General features: G+C 40.7%; 21 protein-coding genes and 1 tRNA gene. 9 read left to right on the forward strand and 13 right to left on the reverse strand.

Annotated elements, in window-relative coordinates:
* Positions 1 to 100 precede the first annotated feature (100 nt).
* Positions 101 to 856: an alpha/beta fold hydrolase gene (locus tag GBI16_RS14095; protein ID WP_151707298.1), complete on the forward strand. Its 756-nt coding sequence runs from the start codon at positions 101 to 103 to the stop codon at positions 854 to 856.
* 282 nt (positions 857 to 1,138) lie between these two features.
* Here GBI16_RS14095 and GBI16_RS14105 read toward each other — a convergent pair whose 3' ends face one another.
* A complete protein-coding gene (locus tag GBI16_RS14105) occupies positions 1,139 to 2,041 on the reverse strand; it encodes a LysR family transcriptional regulator (protein WP_151707299.1) in 903 nt (300 codons plus the stop codon).
* A 179-nt stretch (positions 2,042 to 2,220) separates the two neighbouring features.
* On the opposite strand from GBI16_RS14105, the gene GBI16_RS14110 reads away from it, so the two are divergent.
* The 5 genes from GBI16_RS14110 (at position 2,221) to GBI16_RS14130 (ending at position 7,914) form a co-directional block, all read left to right on the forward strand.
* Positions 2,221 to 3,072, forward strand: coding sequence for an aldo/keto reductase (locus tag GBI16_RS14110; RefSeq protein ID WP_086208577.1), 852 nt, complete (start codon positions 2,221 to 2,223; stop codon positions 3,070 to 3,072).
* A gap of 33 nt (positions 3,073 to 3,105) precedes the next feature.
* Positions 3,106 to 4,155: an alpha/beta hydrolase gene (locus GBI16_RS14115; RefSeq protein ID WP_086208576.1), complete on the forward strand. Its 1,050-nt coding sequence runs from the start codon at positions 3,106 to 3,108 to the stop codon at positions 4,153 to 4,155.
* A 115-nt stretch (positions 4,156 to 4,270) separates the two neighbouring features.
* Entirely contained in the window at positions 4,271 to 5,446 is a 1,176-nt protein-coding gene (locus tag GBI16_RS14120; protein WP_086208575.1) for a carboxymuconolactone decarboxylase family protein, read from the forward strand.
* Positions 5,447 to 5,613: 167 nt separating this feature from the next.
* Entirely contained in the window at positions 5,614 to 6,621 is a 1,008-nt protein-coding gene (locus GBI16_RS14125) for an alpha/beta fold hydrolase (RefSeq protein ID WP_228267845.1), read from the forward strand.
* Positions 6,622 to 6,699: 78 nt separating this feature from the next.
* Complete coding sequence (locus GBI16_RS14130) at positions 6,700 to 7,914, forward strand: multidrug effflux MFS transporter (protein ID WP_151707300.1); 1,215 nt, start codon at positions 6,700 to 6,702, stop codon at positions 7,912 to 7,914.
* 93 nt (positions 7,915 to 8,007) lie between these two features.
* Here GBI16_RS14130 and GBI16_RS14135 read toward each other — a convergent pair whose 3' ends face one another.
* The 3 genes from GBI16_RS14135 to GBI16_RS14145 are packed head-to-tail and all read right to left on the reverse strand — an operon-like array spanning position 8,008 to position 13,886.
* The gene (locus tag GBI16_RS14135; RefSeq protein WP_404814612.1) at positions 8,008 to 9,477 is read right to left on the reverse strand and encodes an efflux transporter outer membrane subunit; all 1,470 of its coding nucleotides are present in this window, start codon (positions 9,475 to 9,477) and stop codon (positions 8,008 to 8,010) included.
* A 16-nt stretch (positions 9,478 to 9,493) separates the two neighbouring features.
* Positions 9,494 to 12,667 carry an efflux RND transporter permease subunit gene (locus tag GBI16_RS14140; RefSeq protein WP_086208573.1) on the reverse strand — a complete coding sequence of 1,058 codons (3,174 nt, stop codon included), beginning with the start codon at positions 12,665 to 12,667 and terminating at the stop codon, positions 9,494 to 9,496.
* A 4-nt stretch (positions 12,668 to 12,671) separates the two neighbouring features.
* A complete protein-coding gene (locus GBI16_RS14145; protein WP_086208572.1) occupies positions 12,672 to 13,886 on the reverse strand; it encodes an efflux RND transporter periplasmic adaptor subunit in 1,215 nt (404 codons plus the stop codon).
* A 199-nt stretch (positions 13,887 to 14,085) separates the two neighbouring features.
* On the opposite strand from GBI16_RS14145, the gene GBI16_RS14150 reads away from it, so the two are divergent.
* Complete coding sequence (locus GBI16_RS14150; RefSeq protein ID WP_086208571.1) at positions 14,086 to 15,114, forward strand: LysR family transcriptional regulator; 1,029 nt, start codon at positions 14,086 to 14,088, stop codon at positions 15,112 to 15,114.
* 204 nt (positions 15,115 to 15,318) lie between these two features.
* Here the strand turns inward: GBI16_RS14150 and GBI16_RS14155 are convergent, their stop codons facing one another.
* Positions 15,319 to 16,212 (reverse strand): LysR family transcriptional regulator, encoded by an 894-nt coding sequence (locus tag GBI16_RS14155; protein ID WP_086208890.1) that lies wholly within the window; start codon positions 16,210 to 16,212, stop codon positions 15,319 to 15,321.
* Positions 16,213 to 16,400: 188 nt separating this feature from the next.
* Here GBI16_RS14155 and GBI16_RS14160 point away from each other — a divergent pair, with 188 nt between their 5' ends.
* On the forward strand, positions 16,401 to 17,279 hold the full coding sequence (locus GBI16_RS14160; RefSeq protein ID WP_086208570.1) for an arginase family protein: 879 nt from the start codon (positions 16,401 to 16,403) through the stop codon (positions 17,277 to 17,279).
* A gap of 157 nt (positions 17,280 to 17,436) precedes the next feature.
* Here GBI16_RS14160 and GBI16_RS14165 read toward each other — a convergent pair whose 3' ends face one another.
* The 6 genes from GBI16_RS14165 to GBI16_RS14190 form a co-directional block, all read right to left on the reverse strand.
* Positions 17,437 to 18,177, reverse strand: a complete 741-nt coding sequence (locus GBI16_RS14165) for an NADPH-dependent oxidoreductase (RefSeq protein ID WP_086208569.1) — start codon at positions 18,175 to 18,177, stop codon at positions 17,437 to 17,439.
* Positions 18,178 to 18,264: 87 nt separating this feature from the next.
* On the reverse strand, positions 18,265 to 18,735 hold the full coding sequence (locus GBI16_RS14170) for an ester cyclase (protein WP_086208568.1): 471 nt from the start codon (positions 18,733 to 18,735) through the stop codon (positions 18,265 to 18,267).
* Positions 18,736 to 18,955: 220 nt separating this feature from the next.
* Complete coding sequence (locus GBI16_RS14175; protein WP_171264416.1) at positions 18,956 to 19,660, reverse strand: putative quinol monooxygenase; 705 nt, start codon at positions 19,658 to 19,660, stop codon at positions 18,956 to 18,958.
* A gap of 287 nt (positions 19,661 to 19,947) precedes the next feature.
* A complete protein-coding gene (locus tag GBI16_RS14180; protein ID WP_086208566.1) occupies positions 19,948 to 20,691 on the reverse strand; it encodes an SDR family oxidoreductase in 744 nt (247 codons plus the stop codon).
* Positions 20,692 to 20,850: 159 nt separating this feature from the next.
* Complete coding sequence (locus GBI16_RS14185; protein ID WP_086208565.1) at positions 20,851 to 21,546, reverse strand: type 1 glutamine amidotransferase domain-containing protein; 696 nt, start codon at positions 21,544 to 21,546, stop codon at positions 20,851 to 20,853.
* Between the two features lie 45 nt (positions 21,547 to 21,591).
* Positions 21,592 to 21,891: a superoxide dismutase gene (locus GBI16_RS14190; protein ID WP_086208564.1), complete on the reverse strand. Its 300-nt coding sequence runs from the start codon at positions 21,889 to 21,891 to the stop codon at positions 21,592 to 21,594.
* Between the two features lie 229 nt (positions 21,892 to 22,120).
* Between GBI16_RS14190 and GBI16_RS14195 the strand changes: the two genes are divergently transcribed.
* A complete protein-coding gene (locus tag GBI16_RS14195) occupies positions 22,121 to 23,074 on the forward strand; it encodes a LysR family transcriptional regulator (protein ID WP_086208563.1) in 954 nt (317 codons plus the stop codon).
* Positions 23,075 to 23,334: 260 nt separating this feature from the next.
* On the opposite strand, the gene GBI16_RS14200 is transcribed toward GBI16_RS14195, so the two are convergent.
* Positions 23,335 to 23,410, reverse strand: a tRNA-Arg gene (locus GBI16_RS14200).
* Positions 23,411 to 23,498: 88 nt separating this feature from the next.
* Positions 23,499 to 24,854: an amino acid permease gene (locus GBI16_RS14205; RefSeq protein WP_086208562.1), complete on the reverse strand. Its 1,356-nt coding sequence runs from the start codon at positions 24,852 to 24,854 to the stop codon at positions 23,499 to 23,501.
* Positions 24,855 to 25,012 lie beyond the last annotated feature (158 nt).

Below are 25,012 nucleotides of genomic sequence, written 5' to 3' on the forward strand. Positions count from 1 at the left end.
TGTTGATTTTTTTTGATAATTGAAGCTAATTTATTTTAAATATAAAGTGTTCCTATCAAATATAACGGGCTAATCGCCAACCTACTTTGAAGGAAATGAGATGAAATCAATGATAAAAGCTGCGATTGCGACCACGATTTTGGGTGTGGCTACAATCAGTTCTACATTTGCTGCGGAAACTCAAAAGCCAACGGTGGTACTGGTTCATGGTGCATTTTCTGATGGTTCGGCATGGAGCAGAGTGATTCCTTTATTACAAGACAAAGGTGTCAATGTCGTTGCTGTACAAAATCCATTGAGTTCATTATCTGATGATGTGAAGGCGACACAACGCGTTTTAGATATGCAGAAAGGTCCTGTGGTTCTCGTTGGACATTCTTGGGGTGGTGTTCCTGTGACTCAAGTTGGTCAACAGGGCAAAGTAAAAGCATTGGTTTATGTTGCTGCATTTGCTCCATCTGAAGGACAATCTGTGGTTGATGTTTCGAAAGATTATCCGACGCCATCTGGTTTTAGTCATCTTGTCGCAGATAAAGATGGATTTGTAACATTAAGCTTAGAAGGTGTTCAGAAGCATCTTGCGCCAGATGTTGCTGCAAAACAAACGCGCTTAATGTTCGCTACACAAACGCCAACGAACAGTCATAATTTTGAAGAAAAGGTGACTGTCGCGGCATGGAAGACGAAACCTTCATGGTATGTCGTGAGTCAGCAAGACTATATGCTTCAACCTGCTGCACAGGTAGCAATGGCAAAAAAAATCTCAGCACATGTTACAACGCTGCAAGCAGGGCATACGCCACAGATTTCTCAACCCAAAGCAGTCGCTAAAGTGATTCTTGAAGCTGTGCTGTGAATGCGGTATCGAAATAGTAGCGTTAAATTGCCCTAGATTACTAGATTATAAGTGAGGGGGTCCTATATCTGTGTATGGGTGATTCTTGTACAGAATGTGGGGCCAAACAATGGTGGAGTTTGGTCACGAATAGTATGATCCAATATTTCCCAAACAGACAAATTTAACAGTTGGTCGTGTAGGTTAGTCTGCTTGGGGAATTAATCAATGGATTGAGCCTAAGTTGACGAGTTGTTAATGATAGGGAGCTTCGGCTCCCTTATTTTTTGTTATAAATGCCACTTATAAAGGTTGCAAACGTAAAGCATCTACCAATAACCGAAATAATGGTGAGGATTCTCGACGGCTTGGATAATACATATAGTAAGGGGAATAGCACATATCCCAGTCTTCTAAAATCGGGATGAACTCACCATTTTTGAGCTCATTTTCAACCATCACTTTGGGTAACCAAACTAAGCCATGTCCCTCTAGTCCTGCTTTTAATTGTAATCGGGCATGGCTAACGACAAGCGAATATTCGGGCGTGATGGAAATTGTTTTATTGGGCTCTTGAACATCTTTAAACTCCCAAGCTTGTATTCGCTCATGCGTTGGTAAACGTAAGCCAATACAACGATGATGATGCAATTCATCAGGTGTTTGGGGCGTAGAGAATTGTTTTAAATAGCTTGGTGAGGCCAATGTCATCATTTCTAAAGCATCACTTACACGTACTGAAATCATATCCTTATGTACAGTGTCACCAAGACGAATTCCAATATCATAGCGATCTTTGACAATATCAGAAAATGCATAATCCATTGTTAGCTCAAGCTGAACATCGGGATAATCACGCATAAATTTAGATAATTTATCCCAAAGAAGAACATTCAATGTGATTTCTGTACCATTAACTCTTAACTGGCCACGAGGATTGTCTCGAAAAGAATTTAAGTTATTGAGTTTTTGTTCAATGCCACTGAGTAGCGGTTCAATATCATTAAAAAGCTGCTCACCTTCTTGTGTCAAAGAAACACTTCTTGTTGTGCGATGCAGTAATTTGATATCAAGGCGTTGCTCGAGCATTTTAACAGTATAGCTCAAAGCAGATTGAGAAACGCCCATTTGTCCTGCTGCTTTGGTAAAACTTCCAGATCGAGCAACGGTCAAAAAAGCTTTTAAATCATCAAGATTTTCAGACATGGAACCTCACCATTGAACCAAATTTTTAATAATGGCTAAAGCTTAAATTCGATTAATGGATTTATATTAATAAAATTTTTGTATAAGTGTAATCGAAATTCACCCGCTAGTTGTTCATTTTTTGTCAGGTTACAGTGTTGTCATGATGAATATCAAACAACGATTCAAAGGTAAAGACCATGCAAACTGTCAAATTAAATAATGATGTTGAAATGCCGTTGGTAGGTTTTGGTGTATTTCAAATGAATGATCCTGCTGAATGTGAACAAGCGGTTTTACATGCAATTGATGCAGGTTATCGACTGATTGATACAGCGGCGTCTTATCAAAATGAAACCGAAGTTGGCAAGGCAATTCGCCAAAGCAATATTGCACGTGATGAATTATTTGTGACCACTAAACTGTGGCTACAAGACACAAATTATGAAGGTGCTAAAGCGCAATTCGAGCGTTCACTCAATCGCTTACAAATGGAGTATGTCGATTTATATTTAATTCATCAACCGATCGGTGATGTACATGGTGCATGGCGTGCAATGGAGGAACTGCATGCGGAAGGTAAGATTCGTGCTATTGGAGTCAGTAATTTTCATCCAGACCGTTTGGCTGATCTGATTGCTTTTAATCAAATTAAACCCGCAGTCAATCAGGTTGAGATCAACCCATTCCACCAACAACTACATTCAGTACCTTGGATGCAGGCACATCATATTCAACCTGAAGCTTGGGCACCTTTTGCAGAAGGGCGTAACAATTTATTTGGTCATCCTGTGTTGCAACAGATTGGTCTGAAATATGGAAAATCTATCGGTCAGGTGGTTCTACGCTGGTTATTGCAACGCAATGTCGTGTCATTAGCGAAATCGGTACGTCAAGAGCGCCTAGTTGAAAATATTAATATTTTTGACTTTGAATTATCTGTTGAAGATATTAACCAAATCACAGCGTTGGATACAGCAACCAGTTCATTTTTCTCACACCGTGATTCAGCCATGATCGAGTGGTTAGCCAGCCGAAAACTAGATGTCTAATTGAACCATTGATTTAAGCATTGAGGAATAACAATGAAATTTTTACAAACGGTTTTAATGTCAGCTGCGATCACCAGTTCGGGTGCAGGTTTTGCAGCAGATCAAAAAGATAATCCATTTGGACTGGTTTATGGTGGTGCAATCATGAAAAATGTAAAAGGTCAGGTCAATATTCATCCTGTCACTTATAAACTCAATGGTTTGGATATTGTTGCCAATGTCTATACACCAGCCAACTATGATGCCAGCCAGAAATATCCTGCAATCGTTGTTGCACATCCTAATGGTGGTGTGAAAGAACAAGTTGCTGGACTATATGCGCAACGTTTAGCTGAACAAGGTTATATCACCATCACGGCTGATGCTGCTTATCAAGGTGGTAGTGGCGGGCAGCCCCGTAGTGTTGATAAACCGACCAACCGCATTGAAGATATTCATGGTATGGCTGATTTTATTACCCAGTATGCAGGTGTAGATAGCCAACGTCTTGGTTTATTTGGAATTTGTGGTGGCGGTGGTTATTCATTGTCAGCAGCAAAAACGGATAAGCGCTTTAAAGCGGTTGCAACGCTAAGTATGTTTAACTCTGGACGTGTGCGTCGTAATGGTTTTGCAGACTCTCAATTGGATAGTATTCAACAACGTCTAGAACAAGCCTCTCAAGCAAGAGCACAAGAAGTTGCTGGTGGTGAAATTTTATATTCGGGTGATGCGAACTTAACCAAAGAACAAATCGCCAAACTACCATTCGAGCTTTATCGCCAAGGTTATGAATATTATTGGACGACACATGCGCATCCAAACTCAACTTTTAAATATACCACCAGTAGTTTGCTTGACCTCATGCGTTGGGATGCAACAGATCAAATTGATTTAATCCATCAGCCTTTATTAATGATGGCTGGTAGCAAAGCCGACACCTTATACATGACTGAAGATGCCTTTGCCAAAGCCACAGGCACTCAAGATAAAACATTGTTCAAAATACCCAATGCTTCACATATGGATACCTACTGGAAACCTGAATATGTCGAACAAGCAATGCAGCAATTGACGTCTTTTTACGGCACAAAATTGAAATAACGACTTGAGACAATAACTCGAAATAACTCTTTTAAGGGCTATACGATAGCGCAATGGTTTTCATCAAGTTTTGAATGCATTGCTTAATGCTCTGAATATATGAGATGAAAATGTTATGAAGAATCAAATCAATACCTTGCTGATGATGAGCTCTATCTCGGGAATGGCTTGGGCTGATAGTCCAACTGAACAACGGATCACTCGGGCAGATCAGTTCAGTATTCAATCGGCGCCTGCAAATTTTTTTTCAGGGAATGCAAATTTTTCACGTTTGCCTGTAATGCCATCTCAAGGGGATATTGCTCCCGCAGTGGTGAATTTTGCAGCAGGGACGATCACCAACTGGCATACCCATCCTAAAGGGCAATATCTCATTGTGACTGAGGGTGAAGGACGTACTCAGGAATGGGGAAAACCCATCCAAACCATTCATAAAGGTGATGTGATTTGGTGTCCACCCAATGTCAAACATTGGCATGGGGCAAGTGAACACAGTTCTATGTCACATATTGCGATGAGTCCAGTTGCCACGGATGGTAAAAGTGTAACGTGGTTAGAAAAAGTAAATTTATCTACAGAACAAAGCCAGTCACAAGAACAAAAACCGTCACCGTCAGTTACAACAGCTCAAGCTATACAACTGAGTAGTAAGCAATTAAGTACTCAGCAATTCAGTTTAATTCCAATTGCTGCATTTACGGCAATCGGTGATATGAACAAACTCAAGCCTGCACTCATTCAAGGTTTGGATCGTGGTTTAACCGTGAATGAAATTAAAGAAGTGTTTGCACATCAATATGCTTATGTGGGTTTTCCACGTGCTTTAAATGGCATGCTCACTTTTAAAAGGCTGCTCGAAGAAAGAGAAAAGCAAGGTATCCATGATCTACAAGGTGCAACAGCAAGTGTCCTGCCAAATACGACCAATTACTATCAACTGGGTAATGAAACATTAGCCAAACTACAAAAACGTGAGCTGAGCGATGCTGAAAAACCATTGTTTGAGAATTTTTCTCCGACCATAGATTACGCTTTAAAAGCACATTTGTTTGGCTATCTGTTTAGTCGAGATAATTTATCTGCTTTAGATCGTGAATTGGTGGTGCTCAGTACACTTTCTACTTTAGAGGGTGTGGATTCGCAGCTCGCATCACATTTGAAAATTACTCAAAATCTTGGTGTGGATGCCGTACACATGGAGCGTTTCATTGATGTTTTATCGCAACAGGTCGATGCGGAAATGGCGAAAAATACACAACGTGTATTTCAGCAGATCTCAAGCAATCCATGAGCTCAATATTAAGATATTTTAATTTTTAGGTAATCCAAATGAATATTAAACACAAGAAAGCGAATTCTTTAAATACTGCTTTTTTTAAACCTACTTTTTTAAAAGCGACTCATTTAAAAGTGATTGTTTTATCCATGTTGTCATTTTCAATATCAGCTTGCCAAAACATGAATAAACCATCATCAAGTTTCAGTATTGCCCAACAAGGTAATTTTGCTGCGGGCGGGACTGTGAAACAAAGTATAGGCCAGTTCGATGAGATCGAATTATTTAACCCACAAGGTCAAACCTTGCATGGTGATCATGCTTCTGTGTTTTATCAGATTCCTAAACATGCGCGTACTTATCCTTTGGTGTTTCTACATGGTGCAGGTCAATCAGCTAAAACATGGGGAACAACGCCTGATGGTCGAGAGGGGTTTCAAACCATTTTCTTGCGTCAACATTTCCCTGTGTACTTGGTCGATCAACCGCGCCGTGGTCAAGCAGGACAATCGACTGTAGCAGAGAATATTTCGGCACAAACACAAGATCAGGCTTGGTTCAATATGTTCCGTATTGGGCAATATCCAAACTATTTTAAAGGTGTGCAATTTGCCAAAGATCAAGCCACGCTAAACCAATACTTCCGCCAAATGACACCAAATACAGGGGCTTATGATGAGCAAGTGATTAGCGATGCAATGGTTGATGTACTGAAAAAATCGGGCGATGCCGTACTCATTACTCATTCCCAAGGTGGTGGACCAGGCTGGTGGACGGCAATCAAATCGAATCAAGTCAAAGGCATTGCGGCATATGAGCCTGGTAGTGGTTTTGTTTTCCCTGAAAATGAATTGCCTGAAGACATGCCAAGTGGGACAGGGACATTAAAGCCAACAGCGATAAAAATGGCAGACTTCCAAAAATTGACCAAAATACCAATCATCATTTATTACGGCGATAATATTCCGATGGAGAAAAGTGCTAATCCAGCCGAAGACAATTGGCGTGTTCGCTTAAAAATGGCACAACTTTGGGTGAATAAAATCAATCAGCACGGTGGAAAAGCAACATTGGTTCATTTACCTGATATCGGTGTTTATGGAAATACCCATTTTCCTTTTTCTGATTTGAATAATGCGAAAATTGCACAATTACTCTCAGTATGGTTAAAGGAGAACAAATTGGACTAAGTGAGCAGATTATTCTGAAGAATGATCTTAAGTAAACGTTTTTTCGAATCTTACTTTCCTATTTGTTGAGTACTTTAAATGTGTATTTCTCCCACTGCTGTTCAACCATCTAATACGCTAAACACCACCAGTTGGTTATTTATGGTGATATTGGGTGCGTTGATGGCATTTACATCACTATCGACAGATATTTATTTGCCTGCCATGCCACAAATGGAAAAGGATTTACAGGGCAATGTTGAACTCACCATTACAGGTTTTCTCGCTGGTTTTGCAGTGGCACAACTGATTTGGGGACCGATTAGCGATCGTATTGGACGAAAAAAACCATTATTTATGGGGCTGATTATTTTTGTGATAGGTTCGATAGGTTGTGCTTATTCTCAAACGATTGAACAAATTGTATTTTGGCGTGTGATACAGGCTATTGGTGCATGCACAGCGCCCATGCTGGCGCGTGCAATGATTCGAGATTTGTATGCTCGAACTCAGGCAGCACAAATGCTTTCAACTTTAACCATTGTTATGGCGATTGCACCGATTGCTGGACCATTATTGGGTGGCCAAATCATTAAATACAGTAGTTGGCATAATATTTTTTGGCTATTGGCAGGCATTGGTGTATTGATGTTTTTGTCTTTATTACTATTGCCTGAAACACATTCGATTGAGAAACGCCAGCAGAGTTCGATCATTGTTGTATTTCAACAATACCGTCGCTTATTCAGCAATTGGGCATTTATGCGTTATACCTTGTGTGTCACTTTTTTCTATGTGGCAGCCTATACTTTTATTGTTGGTTCTCCATTTGTTTACATCACTTATTATGGTGTTGACCCACAGCATTATGGTTGGTTATTTGCGATAAATATTGTGGGTATTATGGCTTTAAGCTTTATTAATCGTACTTTGGTTGGTCGTTTTAGTTTAGATCGTTTATTACGTTGTACCACAGCTTTTGCTGCAATCGCTTTAGTGATTTTATCTGCTTTGTTTTATCTTGGTATTGGTGGAATCTACAGCGTCGTAATCATGGTGTTCTTTTTCTTTTCAATGAATGGAACCGTCGCTGCCAATTCAACAGCAGCAGCCTTAGATGGTGTTCCTGAAATTGCGGGTTCTGCCTCAGCATTGATTGGTTCACTCCAATATGGCAGTGGAGTAGTTTCTTCATTACTTTTAGCATGGCTTTCTACTGGTACCCCTGCAATCATGATTGGGATAATGACTTTCTTTACGATAGCCAGTGCAATCATTGTATTGATTCCCTTTAAGCTGAAAAATAATAATTAAATGATTAGAACTGCAAGTTAAGACTTAGCTTTAAGTTGAATGGATTGAGTATGAATTGACATGTAGCCAATCCATACTCAATAACTTGATCTTTTATTGAGTGAAAGCTTGTGTCTGATTCATCGTCCATCCACCACCTAAAGCACGAATTAAGTCCACACTGGCTATCATACGACTGCCGTGAAGCTGTGCAGCGAGTTGCTCTTGTTGAAGTATATTGCGATCAGAATCAATCACATCAAGATAACTGACAACCCCTTCACGATAGCGCAAGTGTGAAAGTTTGTTTGCATGCTGAGAAGATGATAGTGCTTGAGCTTGTGCATTTATTTGTTGCTCTAGAATGCGTTGATCAGACAACCCATTTTCAACCTCACGAAATGCGTTCAACACGGTTTGTCGATAATTGGCGATACTTTCTTCATAAATCGCTCTTGCTTGTGTAACACCAGCTTTACGCTGTCCACCGTCAAATAAAGGTAAAGACAAAATTGTACCAGCGACAGGACCCAACAAGAATGTTCGGCTAGACCATTGTGTTAACTCACCGAGTGTTGATGACTCATAACCTAAAGCCCCCGTAAGACTCAGCCGTGGGAAAAATGCCGCACGGGCAATCCCTATTCGTGCATTATCGGCAGCCATTGCACGTTCAGCAGCCGCAATATCAGGGCGCCTTTCAAGTAGGCTTGAAGGTAAACCCGCAGGAATACGAATACTCGTTTCAGTTAGCACTTGTTTAGGCAGAGCGAAATTAGCTGGTGGTTTACCCAATAACACCGCAAGAGCATGTTCAGCATTGGCTCGGCTACGTTCAATACTGAGTAAATTGGTTTGCGCTGTCGACAATTCAGTTTGTGCACGAAATACATCAAGTTCACTGACTGCTCCATTTTTAAAGCGAGCTTGCATTAAATGATGTGATTCAGTCAGCAGCTTAATTATTCGCTCATAAATGACCTGTTCTGTGTCTAACTGCCTAATTTGAAAATAACTTTGTGCAACATCGGCTTGTAATGCCAAAAGTGCAGATTGATATAAAATTTCTTGTTGTTGTACATCGGCAGTTGCTGCATTCACACTACTGGCGATACGACCAAATAAGTCTAGCTCATACGCTACATTTGTTTGTGCGCGCCACAAAGTTTGTGTTGAAGTCTGCGCATTTGCATCTAATCCTTGAGAAGCAGGAGAAAGCCTTTGTCGTGTAGGGCCGAAACCCACGCCAATACTTGGCATACGTTCGGCTTGTGCTGCTGACTTTAAAGCACGAGATGCTTGAATATTGGCAGCAACAGATTTTAGGTTTTGATTACCTACAATGGCTTGCTGTTCTAGCTCATTCAACTCAGCATTATTGAAAACATGCCACCATTCGCCTCTAGATTGTATATCGTTGGGTTGGGCAACTTTCCAGTTTTCATCTTCTAGAAGGGATGTTGCTTCTTTAAATTTAAGTGGAGTCGCTACGTTTGCTGGTTCATATTGTGGTGCCAATGAGCAGCCTGCAAGTAGCAGGCTTCCCATAAGCGAGGACAATAACCAGATCTGTTTTTTAGGCATGATCATACCGTCCATTTTAGTGATGTGGATTGATAGGAGCTTCGTGTGGGCTAGCTGAATGCAGTTTATGTCCTCGATTCAAGGTTCGAATGAGCACATAGAAAGCAGGTGTAAGGAATAAACCGAAGAAAGTTACACCCAACATGCCAGAGAAAACGGCAACGCCCATCGCATGACGCATTTCTGAACCTGCACCTGTAGAAAGAACTAAAGGTACAACTCCCATAATGAAAGCGAATGAAGTCATTAAAATTGGACGTAAACGTAGACGGCTGGCTTCAACGGCCGCTTTAAAGGCAGTCATCCCTTGCATTTCAAGCTCACGAGCAAACTCAACAATTAAAATTGCATTCTTACAGGCCAGCCCAACCAGTACCATTAAACCAATTTGAGTGAAAATATTATTATCACCATTGGTCAACCATACCCCTGTGAGTGCAGCTAAAATCCCCATCGGTACAATTAAAATTACGGCTAAAGGGAGGGTCAAACTTTCATATTGTGCCGCTAATACGAGAAAGACCAATAAGACGCTAATTGGGAATACCCACAGACCAGCATTTCCTGCCAGAATTTTTTGATAGGTTAAATCGGTCCATTCAAATTTGATGCCACGCGGTAAGGTTTGTGCAGCAATCCGTTCCGCAGCAGCCTCAGCTTGACTCGATGAATAGCCCAGTGCAGGGCTACCATTAATATCGGCTGCACTATATCCGTTATAACGCACGGCCATTTCGGGACCATAGGTTTGTGTCACATTGACCAATGACGACAATGGCACCATCTGCCCAGCGCTATTGCGGGTTTTCAGTTGCAAAATATCTTCAGGATTAGCTCGATAGGGTGCATCAGCTTGCGCTCGTACCTGATAAACACGGCCAAAACGGTTAAAGTCATTGACATATTGTGAGCCCAAGTAAATTTGCATCGTGCTAAACACATCTGTAACAGCCACACCTTGTTGCTTGGTTTTTACACGGTCCAAATCGACATTGAGTTGAGGGACGTTAATTTGATAGCTTGAAAACATTGGACCAAGTTCTGGTGCTGCCTGTGCTGCCTTTATAAAGTTCTGTGTTGCATCATTTAAAGCGGAATAACCCAACGCACCACGGTCTTCAAGCTGCATTTTGAAACCACCAACAGTTCCTAAACCCATAACTGGCGGAGGAGGGAAAACTGCAATATAGGCTTCTTGAATGGCTGCATATTTTTGGTTGAGCGCACTTGCAATAGCACTGGATGAAAGCGCATTACTTTTGCGTTCATCAAACGGTTTCAGGGTTACAAAAACAATGCCCGCACTTGAACTGTTGGTAAAGCCATTAATAGATAAACCGGGGAAGGCAATCGCACTTTCGACCCCTGGTTGTTTTAGTGCTGCATCACTCATTTTACGAATAACGTCTTCTGTACGATCTAAAGAAGCACCATTGGGTAATTGTGCAAAGCTAATCAGATACTGTTTGTCCTGAGCTGGAATGAATCCACCGGGCACAATATAAGAAATACCAATGGTTAAACCAAGCAATACTGCATAGACGCCCATAGCCGAAGTTTTGTGCGAAATTACACGACTCACACCTTGGCTATAACGATCAGATGCACGTGAGAATACACGGTTAAATGCTTTGAAAAATCGTCCAAATATCCGATTCATACCACGCGTCAACGCATCGGGTTTGGCATCATGACCTTTGAGTAAAATCGCGGCCAAAGCAGGCGAGAGGGTTAGTGAATTAAATGCAGAGATCACCGTTGAAATCGCGATGGTCATGGCAAATTGTTTATAAAACTGCCCTGTTAAACCTGTCATAAATGCAAGCGGTACAAATACGGCACATAGCGTTAGAGCAATGGCAATAATAGGCCCACTGACTTCACGCATGGCACGATAAGTTGCATCCCTCGGGTTTAATCCTGCTTCAATATTCCGCTCGACATTTTCCACGACGACAATCGCATCATCGACCACAATACCGATAGCAAGGACCATTCCAAATAGGGATAGCGCATTGATGGAATAGCCAAATGCAAGCATCAATGCAAATGTACCAATAATAGATACAGGCACCGCGAGTAAAGGAATAATAGATGCACGCCATGTTTGTAGGAATAAAATCACCACCACAACGACCAGTGCAATTGCTTCAAGTAAGGTATGGACTACGGCTTCAATACTGGCACGAACAAACTGCGTCGGATCGTAAACAATTTCATATTGAATTGAAGACGGAAAATCTTTTGATAGTTCCTGCATGGTGTCACGCACTTGCTCAGACACTTGCAAAGCATTTGCACCCGGAGCTTGGAAGATCGGAATGGCAACAGCTTGTTTATTGTCCAATAACGAGCGTAAACCATATTCCGATGCAGCAAGTTCTACACGAGCAACATCTCCTAAGCGAGTGACTGCACCATCTGAATCTGTTTTTAGAATAATATCGGAAAATTCTTGTTCGGTACTTAAACGACCTTGAGCATTGACTGAAAGTTGTATAGGTGCATTACTTGGAGATGCACCAATTGTTCCTGCAGCTACTTGAATATTCTGCTCACGGATTGCGCTGACAATTTCACTGGCTGTTAGGTTTCTTGCGGAGATTTTCTGCGGATCTAGCCAAATCCGCATAGAATAATCACCTGAGCCAAATAAACCAACTTCACCGACACCTTGCAAACGTGCTAAACGGTCTTTGACATTGAGCACCGCATAGTTACGTAAGTAAGTCATGTCATAACGACTATCTGGTGATGTTAAATGCACGACCATTGTCAAGTTCGAAGAACTTTTAAGTGTTGTCACCCCTAAACGTTGTACGTCTTCAGGTAAACGCGGTAAAGCTTGTGAGACTCGGTTTTGTACCAATTGTTGTGCTTTATCTGGATCAACCCCAAGTTTAAAGTTCACTGTGACCGTTAGATTACCGTCACTATTGGCTTGAGACTGCATATATAACATATCTTCTACACCATTGATTGATTCTTCAAGTGGTGAAGCAACAGTTTCGGCAATGACTTTTGGGTTAGCCCCTGGGTATTGAGCACGAACGACCACAGAGGGTGGCACGACTTCAGGATATTCAGAAATAGGCAGTTTAAAAACGGACAATATACCTGCCAACACGATGAGCACGGACAGTACGCCTGCAAAGATGGGGCGATCAATGAAAAATTTAGAGATATTCATATAATTAACCTTTTGCCGAATGGGGAGTATTGTCAGTTGGCTGAGGTTGTAGAGCGGTTGAAACTTGACTGTTCGGCATTGCCACACGATGCGGTGTCACAGGGTCACCTGGGCGAATCCGCTGTAAACCATTCACGACAACACGGTCACCCACTTGTAAACCACTGTTAATGATTTGCAGACCGTCTTGTACTGCGCCAAGTTTCACTTCTCGGTAACTGGTTTGATTGTTTGCATTCACAACGATGACAAAACGCTTATCTTGATCAACACCAATGGCTGTTGGGCTAATGAGAATTGCTGAACGAGGTTGACCTCCACCAAGACGAATACGTGAATATAAGCCTGGAAGGAGTGTGCCATTCGGGTTGTTAAAAGTGGCGCGGACGCGAATCGTACCTGAGGTCGTATTTAAATTATTGTCAAATGAACTAATGACGCCTTCATGCGAAAAGCCTTCTTCATTGGCGAGTCCCATATACACAGGAATTTGCGTAGCATTGTTTTGAGCACTGATATATTTCAGATAGGTTTGTTCATCTACATCAAAAGATGCATATAGACGAGATACAGAAACAAGACTTGTTAAAACTTGTGCTCCGTTACCTGCGGATACAACATTTCCAGCGGTCACTTCGGCACGTGAAATACGACCGCTTACTGGTGCAGTAATACGCGTATATTCAAGATTTAAACGTGCCGATTCAACTGCAGCTCTTGCTGCTTGGACATTTGCACTGGCAGTACGTGCTTCATTTTCAGCTTGTTCAAGCTCTTGGTGTGCAACCGCATTACTCCCGATCAAACGTTGATTACGAGATAGATTGCTTGAAGTATAGGTCACTTGTGCTTCTGCAGCAGCAAGTTGTGCTTTGGCGCGATTAAGTTCTGCTTCAAAAGGACGAGGATCAATCGTAAAAAGAAGCGCGCCTTTTTTGACAAGGCTACCATCTTTAAAATGCACCCTGATTAATTTACCCGATACTTGAGGGCGAATATCGACTTGATCAATGGCTTCTAATCGACCTGAATATTCCTGCCAATCAGTAATGGTTTTATTAACAACACTGGCAACATCGACAGTTGTAGCGGCTTGTTGATTGCTACTTGGCATATTTTTAGCATCGGCATTTTCATGTAAAAACATAAAACTGCCACCTGCAACCACAATAGCGACAATGATGGCAGACAGAGAGAACTGTTTGCGGGAAATTGACATGAATAGCTCCTGTTTATTTAGACACCTGTTCTCTAGATTTTTGGTTTTAATCTATAGGGAGTGGAACTGGTTTTATGAGATGGTCGGAGCATAAATGTTTGTCAATTACGAATAAATATATTAAATTTGATAACACTATTCGAAAATTCATAATAATCGAATGCTAGATTTCAAAGTTATATGGTCGTAGGAGTGATCTGTGGATCTTTTTCATGCTATGAAAGTTTTTAATAAAGTTGTCGAAACCAACAGCTTTAGTTTGGCGGCTGATAGTTTAGGATTACCCCGTGCTTCAGTAACGACAACAATTCAGGCATTAGAAAAGCATTTACAAATTCGCTTGTTAAATAGAACGACTCGTAAACTAAATTTGACCCCCGATGGTGCTGTCTACTATGAACGCAGTGTGCAAATTTTAGCTGATGTAGAAGAGGTTGAATCGAACTTTCATGATGCTGAGCGTGGTCCACGGGGACGCTTGCGGATTGATGTTAAAGCTTCAATAGGGCGTATCATTCTCATACCAATGTTGTGCGATTTTCATACCAAATACCCAGATATAGATTTGGTGGTTGGTATGCATGACCGCCCTGTAGATTTAGTGCAAGATGCAGTAGATTGTGTGATTCGTATTGGTCAACTCAAAGATTCTAGTTTAGTTGCTCGCCGTATTGGTACGCTCCAGTTGGTTACGGTTGCGGCGCCAAGTTATTTGGCAGAACATGGCGCGCCTAAAACCATTGATGATTTACAAAAACACCAAGCTGTTCATTATTTTAATAGTCGTACTGGACGCAATATTGATTGGAGTTTTGTGGTAGATGGTGAAGTGCAGAGTTCGAGTGTAATTGGACGAGTATCTGTAAATGATGGGGATTCATATATTGATTTAGCCCTTCAAGGTTTTGGATTAATTCAGTGTCCATATTTCATGGTTGCACAACACTTAGAGTCAGGTGCACTTAAGCAGGTATTAACTGAATATCTACCTGAGCCTTTGCCTATATCTGTCGTGTATCTACAGAACCGACATTTATCACCGAAGGTGAGAGTATTTGTTGATTGGGTCGCTGAGTTATTTGCAAGTTGCCCATTATTAAGTGGTTGTACATCCCAGTTAGAGCAAAAATGTGAATTCACATGTGAGCAGAAAAAAGACCAACATTTTACAATTCAAACTTTGGTTGAGCAGCAAAATACTGCTGAAGCCTTGGCTTTAAATGTTTGATCATTAGGCGAGTAAATGACGACAGCACTGTATTCAGTGCAATGTTTATAGAAAGCAAGTACAAGTACCCATGAGAGATCATTTCTATATGTGTTCTATGAACTTAAAAGCTTTGATCGTTGCTGGAAAGGGTATTAAGTTTAGGTTTGTTACACCTTCTAAGGGCGCTTCAACTCATATCATTCATCAATTTATAAGATGAATTTATCTTTGACCAAACTTAGCAATGAGCCAATCAACAAAAACCTTTAATCTTGTATTTTGATGTGTATTTTGTCTATAAACGACATAGTACGGCAGTGCAGGTTGATGCCACTCAGTCAAAACAGGCACTAATCTGCCAGCATCAAGATGAGCTTGGACAAAAACTCTGAGGTGTTGGGCAATACCGAGTCCCGCCAACATGAGATGAATCACGCCATCACTGTCATTGGACGAAAATTGATTGTCTGATATTTCTATCAGTTGATCTTTTTGCATAAAAATAAGCGGTTGGATTTTTCCAGTACCCGTGGAGTAGTAAACAATTTTTTTATGTTTATCGGCAACTTCCTGCGGATCTAGTGGTATTCCCATCGTTTTTAGATAGGCAGGAGAAGCACAGGTCACATATTCCAAATCTGTAATTTTACGTGCAACTAAGGATTGATCTAATGCTGTTCCTGCCCGAATTGCACAGTCCACACCTTCACCAACAATATTAATAGTTCTATCTCTGATGCCTAGTGCTAGCGTGATATCGGGATATTCCTGATGAAATTCTGGTAATGCAGGGATCAATAAATTATGAGCAAAAGAAACCTGAACATCGATGCGGAGATGTCCTTGAGGCTTCTTTTTTTTGTTTTGAACAGATAGATCGGCTTCATCAATATCTGCCACGAGTTTTACAGCTCGTCGGTAATATTCCCATCCTTCCGAAGTGGTGGTGACCATACGCGTGGTTCTATGCATCAATTTGACGCCTAGATGTTTCTCTAGATCAGTAATCAGTTTGCTGACTGTGGATCGTGGAAGCTCTAGCTGATCTGCTGCACGACCAAATGATGTTGTCTCAACTACTCGAATAAAGACACGCATAGCCAGTATTTGATTCATATAACCACCTGATTGTACAAGACTAAATATCATTATCCATGTACATGGATAGAGTGAACATTATTATGCTCTTTTTCTTCCTAATCAAGTCGTTATCCTGTAAGCACACAGCAGCCTTCTAAAGGTGAAATAAAATGCTCAAACAGATGAGATATGAAATGAATGCTCAACGAGGCTAAGGAGTCATAATGATGAAACAACACAGCAATTTAAGACTCATTTTTCCTTTATGGCTGGGTGGAAATCAGCCTGCCTATAAACTAGGTGCAGAAATGCTGGCTTGGCTTGCCCCGAAAGCAGATGAGCCAATTGTGACTGTTCCAGTCGCAAACACAGAACAAGTCTTTGAAATTGAAAATGGTATTCGTGGTCGTCATAAGCTCATGGAAGAACTGGATAAAGCCGCAAAAATTATCCATGAACATGCCCCTGATCGTATGACCGTACTTGGTGGTGACTGCTTAGTGGACTTTGAGCCATTTGCTTGGCTGAGTGAACGTTGGGGTGAAGGGTTTGGAATTTTGTGGATTGATACACATCCTGACGTCATGACACCTGCGCAGTATGAAAATGCTCATGCTCATGTTCTCGGTGCACTCATGGGTAATGGTGATCCAGAACTGACCAGTCGTGTCAGCCGACCTGTGCCACCATCAAAAGTATTTATTGCTGGGATACATAGTGCGAATGAATATGAAGTTGAATTCTTGGCTTCACATCAGATACAAACAAGCTCCCCAGAAGAAGTTCAAGCCAAAGCATCACCGATTCAAGCGTGGATTAAGCGAGAGAATATCACGCATCTTGCTATTCACTTTGATATGGATGTACTGGACTACCATAAATTTCGTGCAGTGATGTTTGCTCGTACAGATGAAGATGCTCCTTCATGGGATGGTGTCGCGAAAGGCAAATTAAATATGGAGGATGTACTTTGGGTGATTAACGAAGCCGATGCTTGTGCGGATATTGTCGGACTTGGAATAGCAGAACATTTGCCTTGGGATGCGATTAATCTGAAAAAGATGCTGACTCAATTGCCATTGTTAGGTACAAGAGAAGTGTAAAGATTCATCTGTGTTGTGAGTTAAGACCACTTACCGTATGTGGTTATGCTCATCATCAATAGAGTAGGCACTTTGAGCAGGCATAAAAAAGCGCCCGCTTTTTAATAGATTTTACGGTTTGCTTAGCAGAAAGCACTGAAACCAAATAACAGTTAAATTATTTGTTGAGTTGAAACTGCTGTTTTAACAGACTCGGTAGAATGTCTGGATAGTAGATCCGATTATAATAATCCGCTACAGTTTTACTCCAAATGTCACCATCATTACGACCAATCGTTTCCCAGTGTGCAATGAGTGCTTGATTATGACTGTCAATATTGAACATTAGATTATCACGATGATATTTTTCTTCATGGCGGAATGAATCAATAGGCATACGTGGCTTGAGATAGGCTGGTGTATCTACATAACCGAGTGTTAGTCCATTGATGGGAAAGGTCATTTCTGGAAGTTCTAATAGCTCAATGATTTGTTGCGGATTTTTTCTGATCCCTCCAATTGGGACTACCCCTAAACCTTGAGCACGTGCGGCTAGCATTGACGATGCCAAAGCAATCCCCACGTCTTGACTACCTGCAATGATACCTTCAATACTGGTATGCGCCAGTTGATGATCACCGATGGCTTCCAGTCCTTTACGGGTTTTATATAAATCCAATACGAAAGTCAGAAAAACTGGTGCACGAGCAATCCAAGGCTGACCACCAGACAGTTCAGCAATTTTTGCTTTGGTTGCTTTATCACGGGTTACAATCACAGAGACCTGTTGCGAATGAACGGATGTGGGTGCACGCCAAGCTGCATTGATTACATGATCGAGCACGGTTTCAGAAATGTCTTTATCGAGGTAGCTACGATCGCTTTTATGCGTCAGTAGGAGTTCAATGGTCTCGTTCATATTTGCTCTTTTCATTAAATTTTACAGTTGAAAAATTCCCTGCCGTAAAACGATACAGGGAATGACTTTACTAAAAACGCATTAGGTTTATTTCAACTTCAGCGTATATCCAATTTGAGTTGCAAGTTTGAGCTCTTCACACATAAACCACATCCTTTCGATTTTTCCATCATTATTAAAATGTGCAACACCCACTTCTTCCCATGAAATGGTTTGATGTGTTGCAGGAGCACCAACGAAAGTGCCTTTATGTTGAACTTCGTAATACCATTTCATCATCACGGTATTACCGTCACCGACAACTTCGTGCATCGTTACTTTTTGCCCACCAAGTGCTTCAGAAAGTGGTTTCCAACCATTTTCAAGCCATTCAAGGAAGTTTCCTCGTTCAGGGATAGCATCACCTAGTGTGTTATACAGGTTGGCAAAACCCGCACGTTCAGTGACAGCTGTTTTTGATACGAGCTCGCGGATCACATCAAAACGACCATTCGGCATGGCATCTTCGATCAATAAACGAAATGCAGCTTTGTTACGTTCGACATTAGAATTAGACATCTTCTTATCTCTCTCAATTAGATAAAAACTATTCCATACTGTGCATAATCTGTTTTATGCACTCTTGAATAGTTCTGGGTTGGAGAAAGAGTAGAAGGAAATTATGAGGACAACAAGGGTATAAAAACGATAATACTATGCATGAATATGTATAATTGATTTGAGAGTATTATCCATAATACTTTGAAAAACACAGAGCGAAACATACAGGGCATTCAACTTATTTTGTGGTCTCAATAGCAGATGAGTGAATTGTCTTTTCACCCAATGCTATAGATTCCACTTCAAATGATTTTAGCGATTTAATCATCGGTTTTGTAAGCGTTAGATATTTTTGGAAGTGTGGTGACTCACGATGTTGTTGATATGCCTGCTCATCGGCATAAAACTCTAAAAAGTGAAGTTGATTTGGATCATCTTTGAGCGCAACTGAATAAATAGCAAACACACCTGGCTCTTTTTCAATAGACGCCTCGATTTCTTCTATCACAGCCATTTTATAAGCATTTAAGTCTTTGGGTTTTAGATTCAGCTCAGCGATGCGTATATAAAAATGAGCTGGCAATGAAGTCGGTTTCCTTGCTAATTTTACAGGTACAGTTTCATATAAGACCCTATTTTCTATCATTGAGCTAACATTCATCACAAATTGTTTGTAGTGTGGGCTCAATAAATGGGCTTGATAGGCCGCTTCATCTTTGTAGATTTCAAACACAAAAATTTGCTTAGGATCTTCTTTTTGAATAAATGAATAAAACCCCATTACATCGTCTTCTTGATTGAGTGTACTTTGCACATTGTTCATGGCAATACTTTTAAAATTCTCGATTTGTGAAGGTTGAACATTCAAAATGGCCAATCTTATATATGGAATAATTTCCTGATTATTGAATAAAATTGAATTTGATGATTGTCCTTTTGACATGCTCTTTTCTCTGAGCGGTTGGGAAATTGATTCAGCAAAACAAATGCTAGTCATAAAAATAATCGTTAGACTCAATACACAAAAAAGCCAAATAAAGTAAAACAATATCTTTTTCATTTGGCTTGAACAAAAATGATCAACAGTCAAGAAGCATCGTTGCATATGGAAGCTTTTAACCATGATTATCTCCATCAGATTGCATTGTGCTTCTTGGTTGATTAAATACTATAATAACAATAAGTTAAGCTGAATTTTTGATAAAAATTTACACAGCCAAGAATGTTAGATCAATACTCTTGTCGTGTTGGACGGAACAATATTTCATTAATATCAACATCTTCAGGCTGATTAATCGCGAAGAGTACTGTGCGTGCGAATGCATCAGCAGAAATCGCATTGTGTTCATAAAATGCTTTCATACCATTTGCCATATCTGGGTCAGTCACAGACTGTGTTAATTCAGTATCTACAGCACCAGGTGATATGATCGTCGTACGAATATTGTGCGGTTTAACTTCCTGTCGCAAACCTTCTGAAATGACACGTACAGCATGCTTAGTCGCAGAATAGACTACGCCACCTGCACTAACTTTATGTCCAGCGACTGAGGCTACATTAATGATGTGTCCACTTTTCTGAGCCGACATGTGAGGTAATGCTGCAGCGATACCATACAAAACACCTTTAATATTCACATCAATCATTTGACCCCAATCTTCAATTTGCTGTTTTTCTAAAAGGGAACTCGGCATAAGACCAGCATTGTTAATCAGAACATCGACACGACCATGAAGTTTTACAGCATGATCCACCAATGCCTTGACTTGTTCTACCTGCGTGACATCGGTTGTAACAACAGCATTTTCATTCAGACCTAAATCAGCGGCTAATGCACGTAACCGATCAATACGACGTGCGCCCAATACCAGTTTTGCACCATTGTTTGCCAATAGTCTCGCAGTGGCTTCACCCAAACCGCTAGATGCGCCTGTAATAACAACAACTTTATTTTCAATATTTGATGTATTCATGATGATGACCTTTCAATGTTTTACGACAATTTTCAAACAACTAAATCAGTAAACTCACTATTTACAGACATACATATTGCTAAAGTAATATCCGAGTAATTTACATATTCTTGAATAAAATGACTTTCATCTTTTATTGCATTTCATACCTAGAAGGGTTTAAGCCAATAAAGCATCTCGTAATGCTTCACCTAAACTAGCTGCGGATTGGGGATTTTGACCTGTAATCAAGCGACCATCCACAATGACGTTATTTGACCAATTTGGTGTGTCTATGTGCTCTGCGCCACGTGCATTGAGGGTAGATGCAAGTAAAAATGGCACAACATGTGTTGATTGAACTTCTTCCTCTTCTGCATCAGTAAATGCTGCGACGCGCTTAGCTTCGATGAGTAAACTACCATCGGAACGACGCGCGTTTACTAAAGCTGCTGGACCATGACACACTGCAGAAACGATACCACCTGCTTCATCAATATCACGGATGGCTTGTTGTACAGCAGTATTTTCAGGAAAATCCCACATGGTGCCGTGACCGCCTGCGAAGAAAATTGCGGAATAAAGCGAGGTATCGACATCTGCCAAACGGGCAGTATGGGCAATGGCATAGCGAAAATCAGTATCTGTCCAATAGTGTGCGATGACAGCATCATTTAAATCTTGTAATCCATCCATTGGCGCATCACCACCTTGAATAGATGCAAAATCTACCTGAATACCCGCATCCTGTAATTTTTCAAGTGGGTGAACAACTTCACCCAAGTTATAACCTGTTGCTAAACCAGTTGCACCTTTGACGGCAGTACTTGTAACAACAAATAAAACAGGTTTAATTTCTGAAGCTTGCTTACTCATTTGTGATTCCTTTGATAAAAACGATATCAATCATTTCTTTTAAAATTAGGTGTTTTGAGCTGCAAATAGCATTTCCCAATTTGTAAATGGACCAAGTGGAATGACATCCCAGCCAATGAGTCCTGCTTTTGCTAATGGGAATTCGTTTAAGGCTTTTTTTGCGGCGTCTACAGAATCCGCTTCAGCGATGATGACAACACCCGGACGATCCTGACGGAAGTAAATATCTCGAATGACACCACTTTTGTAGAGTTCCCAACCGTGCAGTGCTTCATTACGCATATGAGGTTGATATTGTTCAATGGTTGCATTCGGTTGTGGGATATCAAGGCAAATAAATTTCATGATGAATTTCCTAGCTAGATGAGAACGTAAAATAAATCAAATAGATTGTGATCGAGAGCCAATGAATATGATGGAATTTCTTCTATCGTTTGATTTCAGGTTTTACAGTTTGATACTCGATATCCACTATTCTGTTTGATTAAATAACAAACTAGAAGTAGGGCCTTGGTTGATCCATCCATAACTTCAAGTTGATAATTGGTTAAAACTCAAACTTTTTGGATAGCATATGGATCCATCTCAACGTGTTCGCGCAATTCTTTCTTTTGTCCATGCGGCAGATGCGGGGAGTTTTGCTGCAGCAGGGCGTACACTCGGTATTTCTTCGGCCGCTGTCAGTAAAAATGTCGCCAGTCTGGAAAAAGCACTGGGCGTACGTTTGATGAATCGAACCACACGGACACTTCGATTGACGGATGAAGGTGATGTATTTCTTCAACAAGCTCGTATCGCTTTGGAAGCACTTGATACAGCAGTTGATACGGTGACAGCAAAGCAATTTGGCCCCAGTGGACGTGTGCGAATTTCAACCGTTTCTTCATTTGGACAAGAATACTTATTACCCGTCTTACCGAAGCTACTTGCTCGTTACCCAGCCTTATTGGTTGAAGTTGATTTCGATGATCGGGTGGTTGATTTTGTACAGAGTGGTTATGATTTAGCCATTAGAGGTGGAAATATCCAAGATTCTGCCTTGGTATCTCGCCCTATATGTAAATTAAATGTTGCATTGGTTGCTTCACCAGAATATCTGGAACGACAAGGGATTCCTCAGATGCCACAAGAGCTTCAACAGCACAGATTGATTGCACGTCGTTTTCTATCTGGTCGAGTCTCACTTTGGAACTTTAAAATGTATGGTTCTGTGACCACATTTGATCCAACAACGACTGCCGTATTAACACTTTCAGCGCCTGAAGCTGTGGTCCAAGCTGCTTGTGACGGCGTTGGTATTGCTCAAGTTGGTATCCATTTGGTATGGCATCATTTGCTTTCTGGCAAATTAAAATTGGTACTTCATCAGTACCATTACCCAGGGAATTTTGAAATGGTCATGCAGTATCCACACCGCGCGTTGCTTGCGCCGCGGGTTCGGGCAACCTTGGATTATTTACTTGAAGCATTTGCCAAAGATGAGACTTTACATTTGCCTTTAGAGGCTTTGCATGATTATACCGTCTGAACAATGTGGAATTTTACTATTTTGACTGCCACCAAAATTCTAGGATACCGGGAGCAGTCTAGCCAGCGATATAACGATTTTTGGCATTTTTACGGTAAGAATTTTTGCGGTAATACATTCTACCGTAAAAAATACCGCAAAAAACATGTATTAAGTTGGTGCTCTATAGATTGAGTTAGATTTAATTTTTACTAAATATTTGAATTTTATATATTTTTAATATTGATCTGGAGTGTTGAAGATCAAAATAAACCATAAAATGGTGCGCCCTGCGGGACTCGAACCCACGTCGGTCGCTTAGGAGGCAACTGCTCTATCCAGTTAAGCTAAGGGCGCAAAGGTGGGGTTAATGTAGCTGATTTTATTCAAAAAAAATAGTTATTGCCGAAACAATAACTATTTTAAAGTGGCTCAAGTATAGATTTTAAGCTTTATTTTTGTTTAAAGACTTAAACAGTACCAACATGGCGATAATCCAGATCGGAATCATATAGACAGATTCTTTGAAACCTTGAGTCCACATGATGTAGAGCACAGTCAAAATAAATGCCAATACAACATAGTTACTTACAGGTGCCCAAAGTGCAGGGAAGCTGGTCTTTAAGCCTTTTTGCTTCATTGCTTGCATGAACTTTAAGTGCGTCAAGCTAATCATGGCCCAGTTGAGAACCAAAGCACCGACGACGACATACATTAAGTGACCTAAAGCATCTTCTGGAACAAAATAGTTCAACAACACGCAACCAAAAATTAGGACAGCAGAGAACAACACCGCAGGAATAGGCACGCCTTGTTTATTCACTTTTAGGAAAACTTTAGGTGCATTGCCTTGTTCAGCCAAACCAAACAACATACGGCTATTGGCATACATACCACTGTTATACACAGACAGTGCAGCAGTTAAAATAATGAAGTTCAGTAAATGAGCTGCCCAACCTATGCCTAATTGACTAAAGATCATCACAAATGGACTTTTATCTAAACCGCCCAAATCTAGTTGATTCCAAGGCACTAAAGACAACAGAATAGTCAATGAACCTACATAGAAAATCAGGATACGGAACACAACCTGATTAATGGCTTTAGGAATCGTCTTTTCCGGATCTTTTGCTTCAGCCGCAGCCATACCAATCAGCTCAATACCACCAAAAGCGAACATGAGGAAGGCTAACATATAGAACAAGCCATCAAAGCCATTCGGGAAGAATCCGCCATGACTCCATAGGTTGCTAAATGAAGCGGTAGAACCTGCATCTGCGGTAAATAATAAATATAAACCGAAAACAATCATGGAGATAACAGCTGCAACTTTAATGATGGCTAACCAGAACTCAGATTCACCATAGAATTTAACATTGCCTAAGTTAATTAAGGTAATGACAATAAAGAAGAACAGTACAGATGACCAAGCAGGAATATGGGGCCACCAGTAATTAATATATTTGGCAACTGCTGTGAGTTCGGTCATGGCAACAAGGATATATAAAATCCAATAGTTCCAACCTGCCAAAAAGCCCGGAAATTTGCCCCAGTATTTGTTTGCAAAATGACTGAATGAACCAGCGACTGGCTCATGTACAATCATTTCCCCAAGTTGACGCATAATTAAAAATGCAATCAAGCCACCAATAGCATAGCCCAGAATAATGGATGGACCAGCAGATTGGATGACCTGTGCGGAACCTAAAAATAAGCCAGTACCAATTGCACCACCCATGGCAATCAATTGAATATGACGGTTCTTTAAGCCACGCTGAAGTTGAGACGACTCTTTATTCAAGTTATTTCAGCCCGACAATGGATAAGTGTTTCCGATTGTAATAGATCGAGAAGAAATCGCATAGTAGCTCAAAATGCATGAAAAAAAGTTATTATTCATATGAAAAATAATGTGTGAAAAATAGTAAATAAAAAAGATACGAATCAATATATTAATTT

Origin of the sequence: Acinetobacter sp. TUM15064 (assembly GCF_008980265.1) — a bacterium.
In the GTDB taxonomy this organism is placed as follows: domain Bacteria; phylum Pseudomonadota; class Gammaproteobacteria; order Pseudomonadales; family Moraxellaceae; genus Acinetobacter.

Coding starts and splice junctions, on each gene's coding strand:
- GBI16_RS14130 (WP_151707300.1), top strand. CDS start 6,700: ATGTGTATTTCTCCCACTGCTGTTCAACCATCTAATACGCTAAACACC.
- GBI16_RS14110 (WP_086208577.1), top strand. CDS start 2,221: ATGCAAACTGTCAAATTAAATAATGATGTTGAAATGCCGTTGGTAGGT.
- GBI16_RS14165 (WP_086208569.1), bottom strand. CDS start 18,177: ATGAACGAGACCATTGAACTCCTACTGACGCATAAAAGCGATCGTAGC.
- GBI16_RS14120 (WP_086208575.1), top strand. CDS start 4,271: ATGAAGAATCAAATCAATACCTTGCTGATGATGAGCTCTATCTCGGGA.
- GBI16_RS14095 (WP_151707298.1), top strand. CDS start 101: ATGAAATCAATGATAAAAGCTGCGATTGCGACCACGATTTTGGGTGTG.
- GBI16_RS14175 (WP_171264416.1), bottom strand. CDS start 19,660: ATGTCAAAAGGACAATCATCAAATTCAATTTTATTCAATAATCAGGAA.
- GBI16_RS14155 (WP_086208890.1), bottom strand. CDS start 16,212: ATGAATCAAATACTGGCTATGCGTGTCTTTATTCGAGTAGTTGAGACA.
- GBI16_RS14135 (WP_404814612.1), bottom strand. CDS start 9,477: ATGCCTAAAAAACAGATCTGGTTATTGTCCTCGCTTATGGGAAGCCTG.
- GBI16_RS14190 (WP_086208564.1), bottom strand. CDS start 21,891: ATGAAATTTATTTGCCTTGATATCCCACAACCGAATGCAACCATTGAA.
- GBI16_RS14115 (WP_086208576.1), top strand. CDS start 3,106: ATGAAATTTTTACAAACGGTTTTAATGTCAGCTGCGATCACCAGTTCG.
- GBI16_RS14125 (WP_228267845.1), top strand. CDS start 5,614: ATGAATAAACCATCATCAAGTTTCAGTATTGCCCAACAAGGTAATTTT.
- GBI16_RS14170 (WP_086208568.1), bottom strand. CDS start 18,735: ATGTCTAATTCTAATGTCGAACGTAACAAAGCTGCATTTCGTTTATTG.
- GBI16_RS14195 (WP_086208563.1), top strand. CDS start 22,121: ATGGATCCATCTCAACGTGTTCGCGCAATTCTTTCTTTTGTCCATGCG.
- GBI16_RS14145 (WP_086208572.1), bottom strand. CDS start 13,886: ATGTCAATTTCCCGCAAACAGTTCTCTCTGTCTGCCATCATTGTCGCT.
- GBI16_RS14160 (WP_086208570.1), top strand. CDS start 16,401: ATGATGAAACAACACAGCAATTTAAGACTCATTTTTCCTTTATGGCTG.
- GBI16_RS14140 (WP_086208573.1), bottom strand. CDS start 12,667: ATGAATATCTCTAAATTTTTCATTGATCGCCCCATCTTTGCAGGCGTA.
- GBI16_RS14105 (WP_151707299.1), bottom strand. CDS start 2,041: ATGTCTGAAAATCTTGATGATTTAAAAGCTTTTTTGACCGTTGCTCGA.
- GBI16_RS14185 (WP_086208565.1), bottom strand. CDS start 21,546: ATGAGTAAGCAAGCTTCAGAAATTAAACCTGTTTTATTTGTTGTTACA.
- GBI16_RS14180 (WP_086208566.1), bottom strand. CDS start 20,691: ATGAATACATCAAATATTGAAAATAAAGTTGTTGTTATTACAGGCGCA.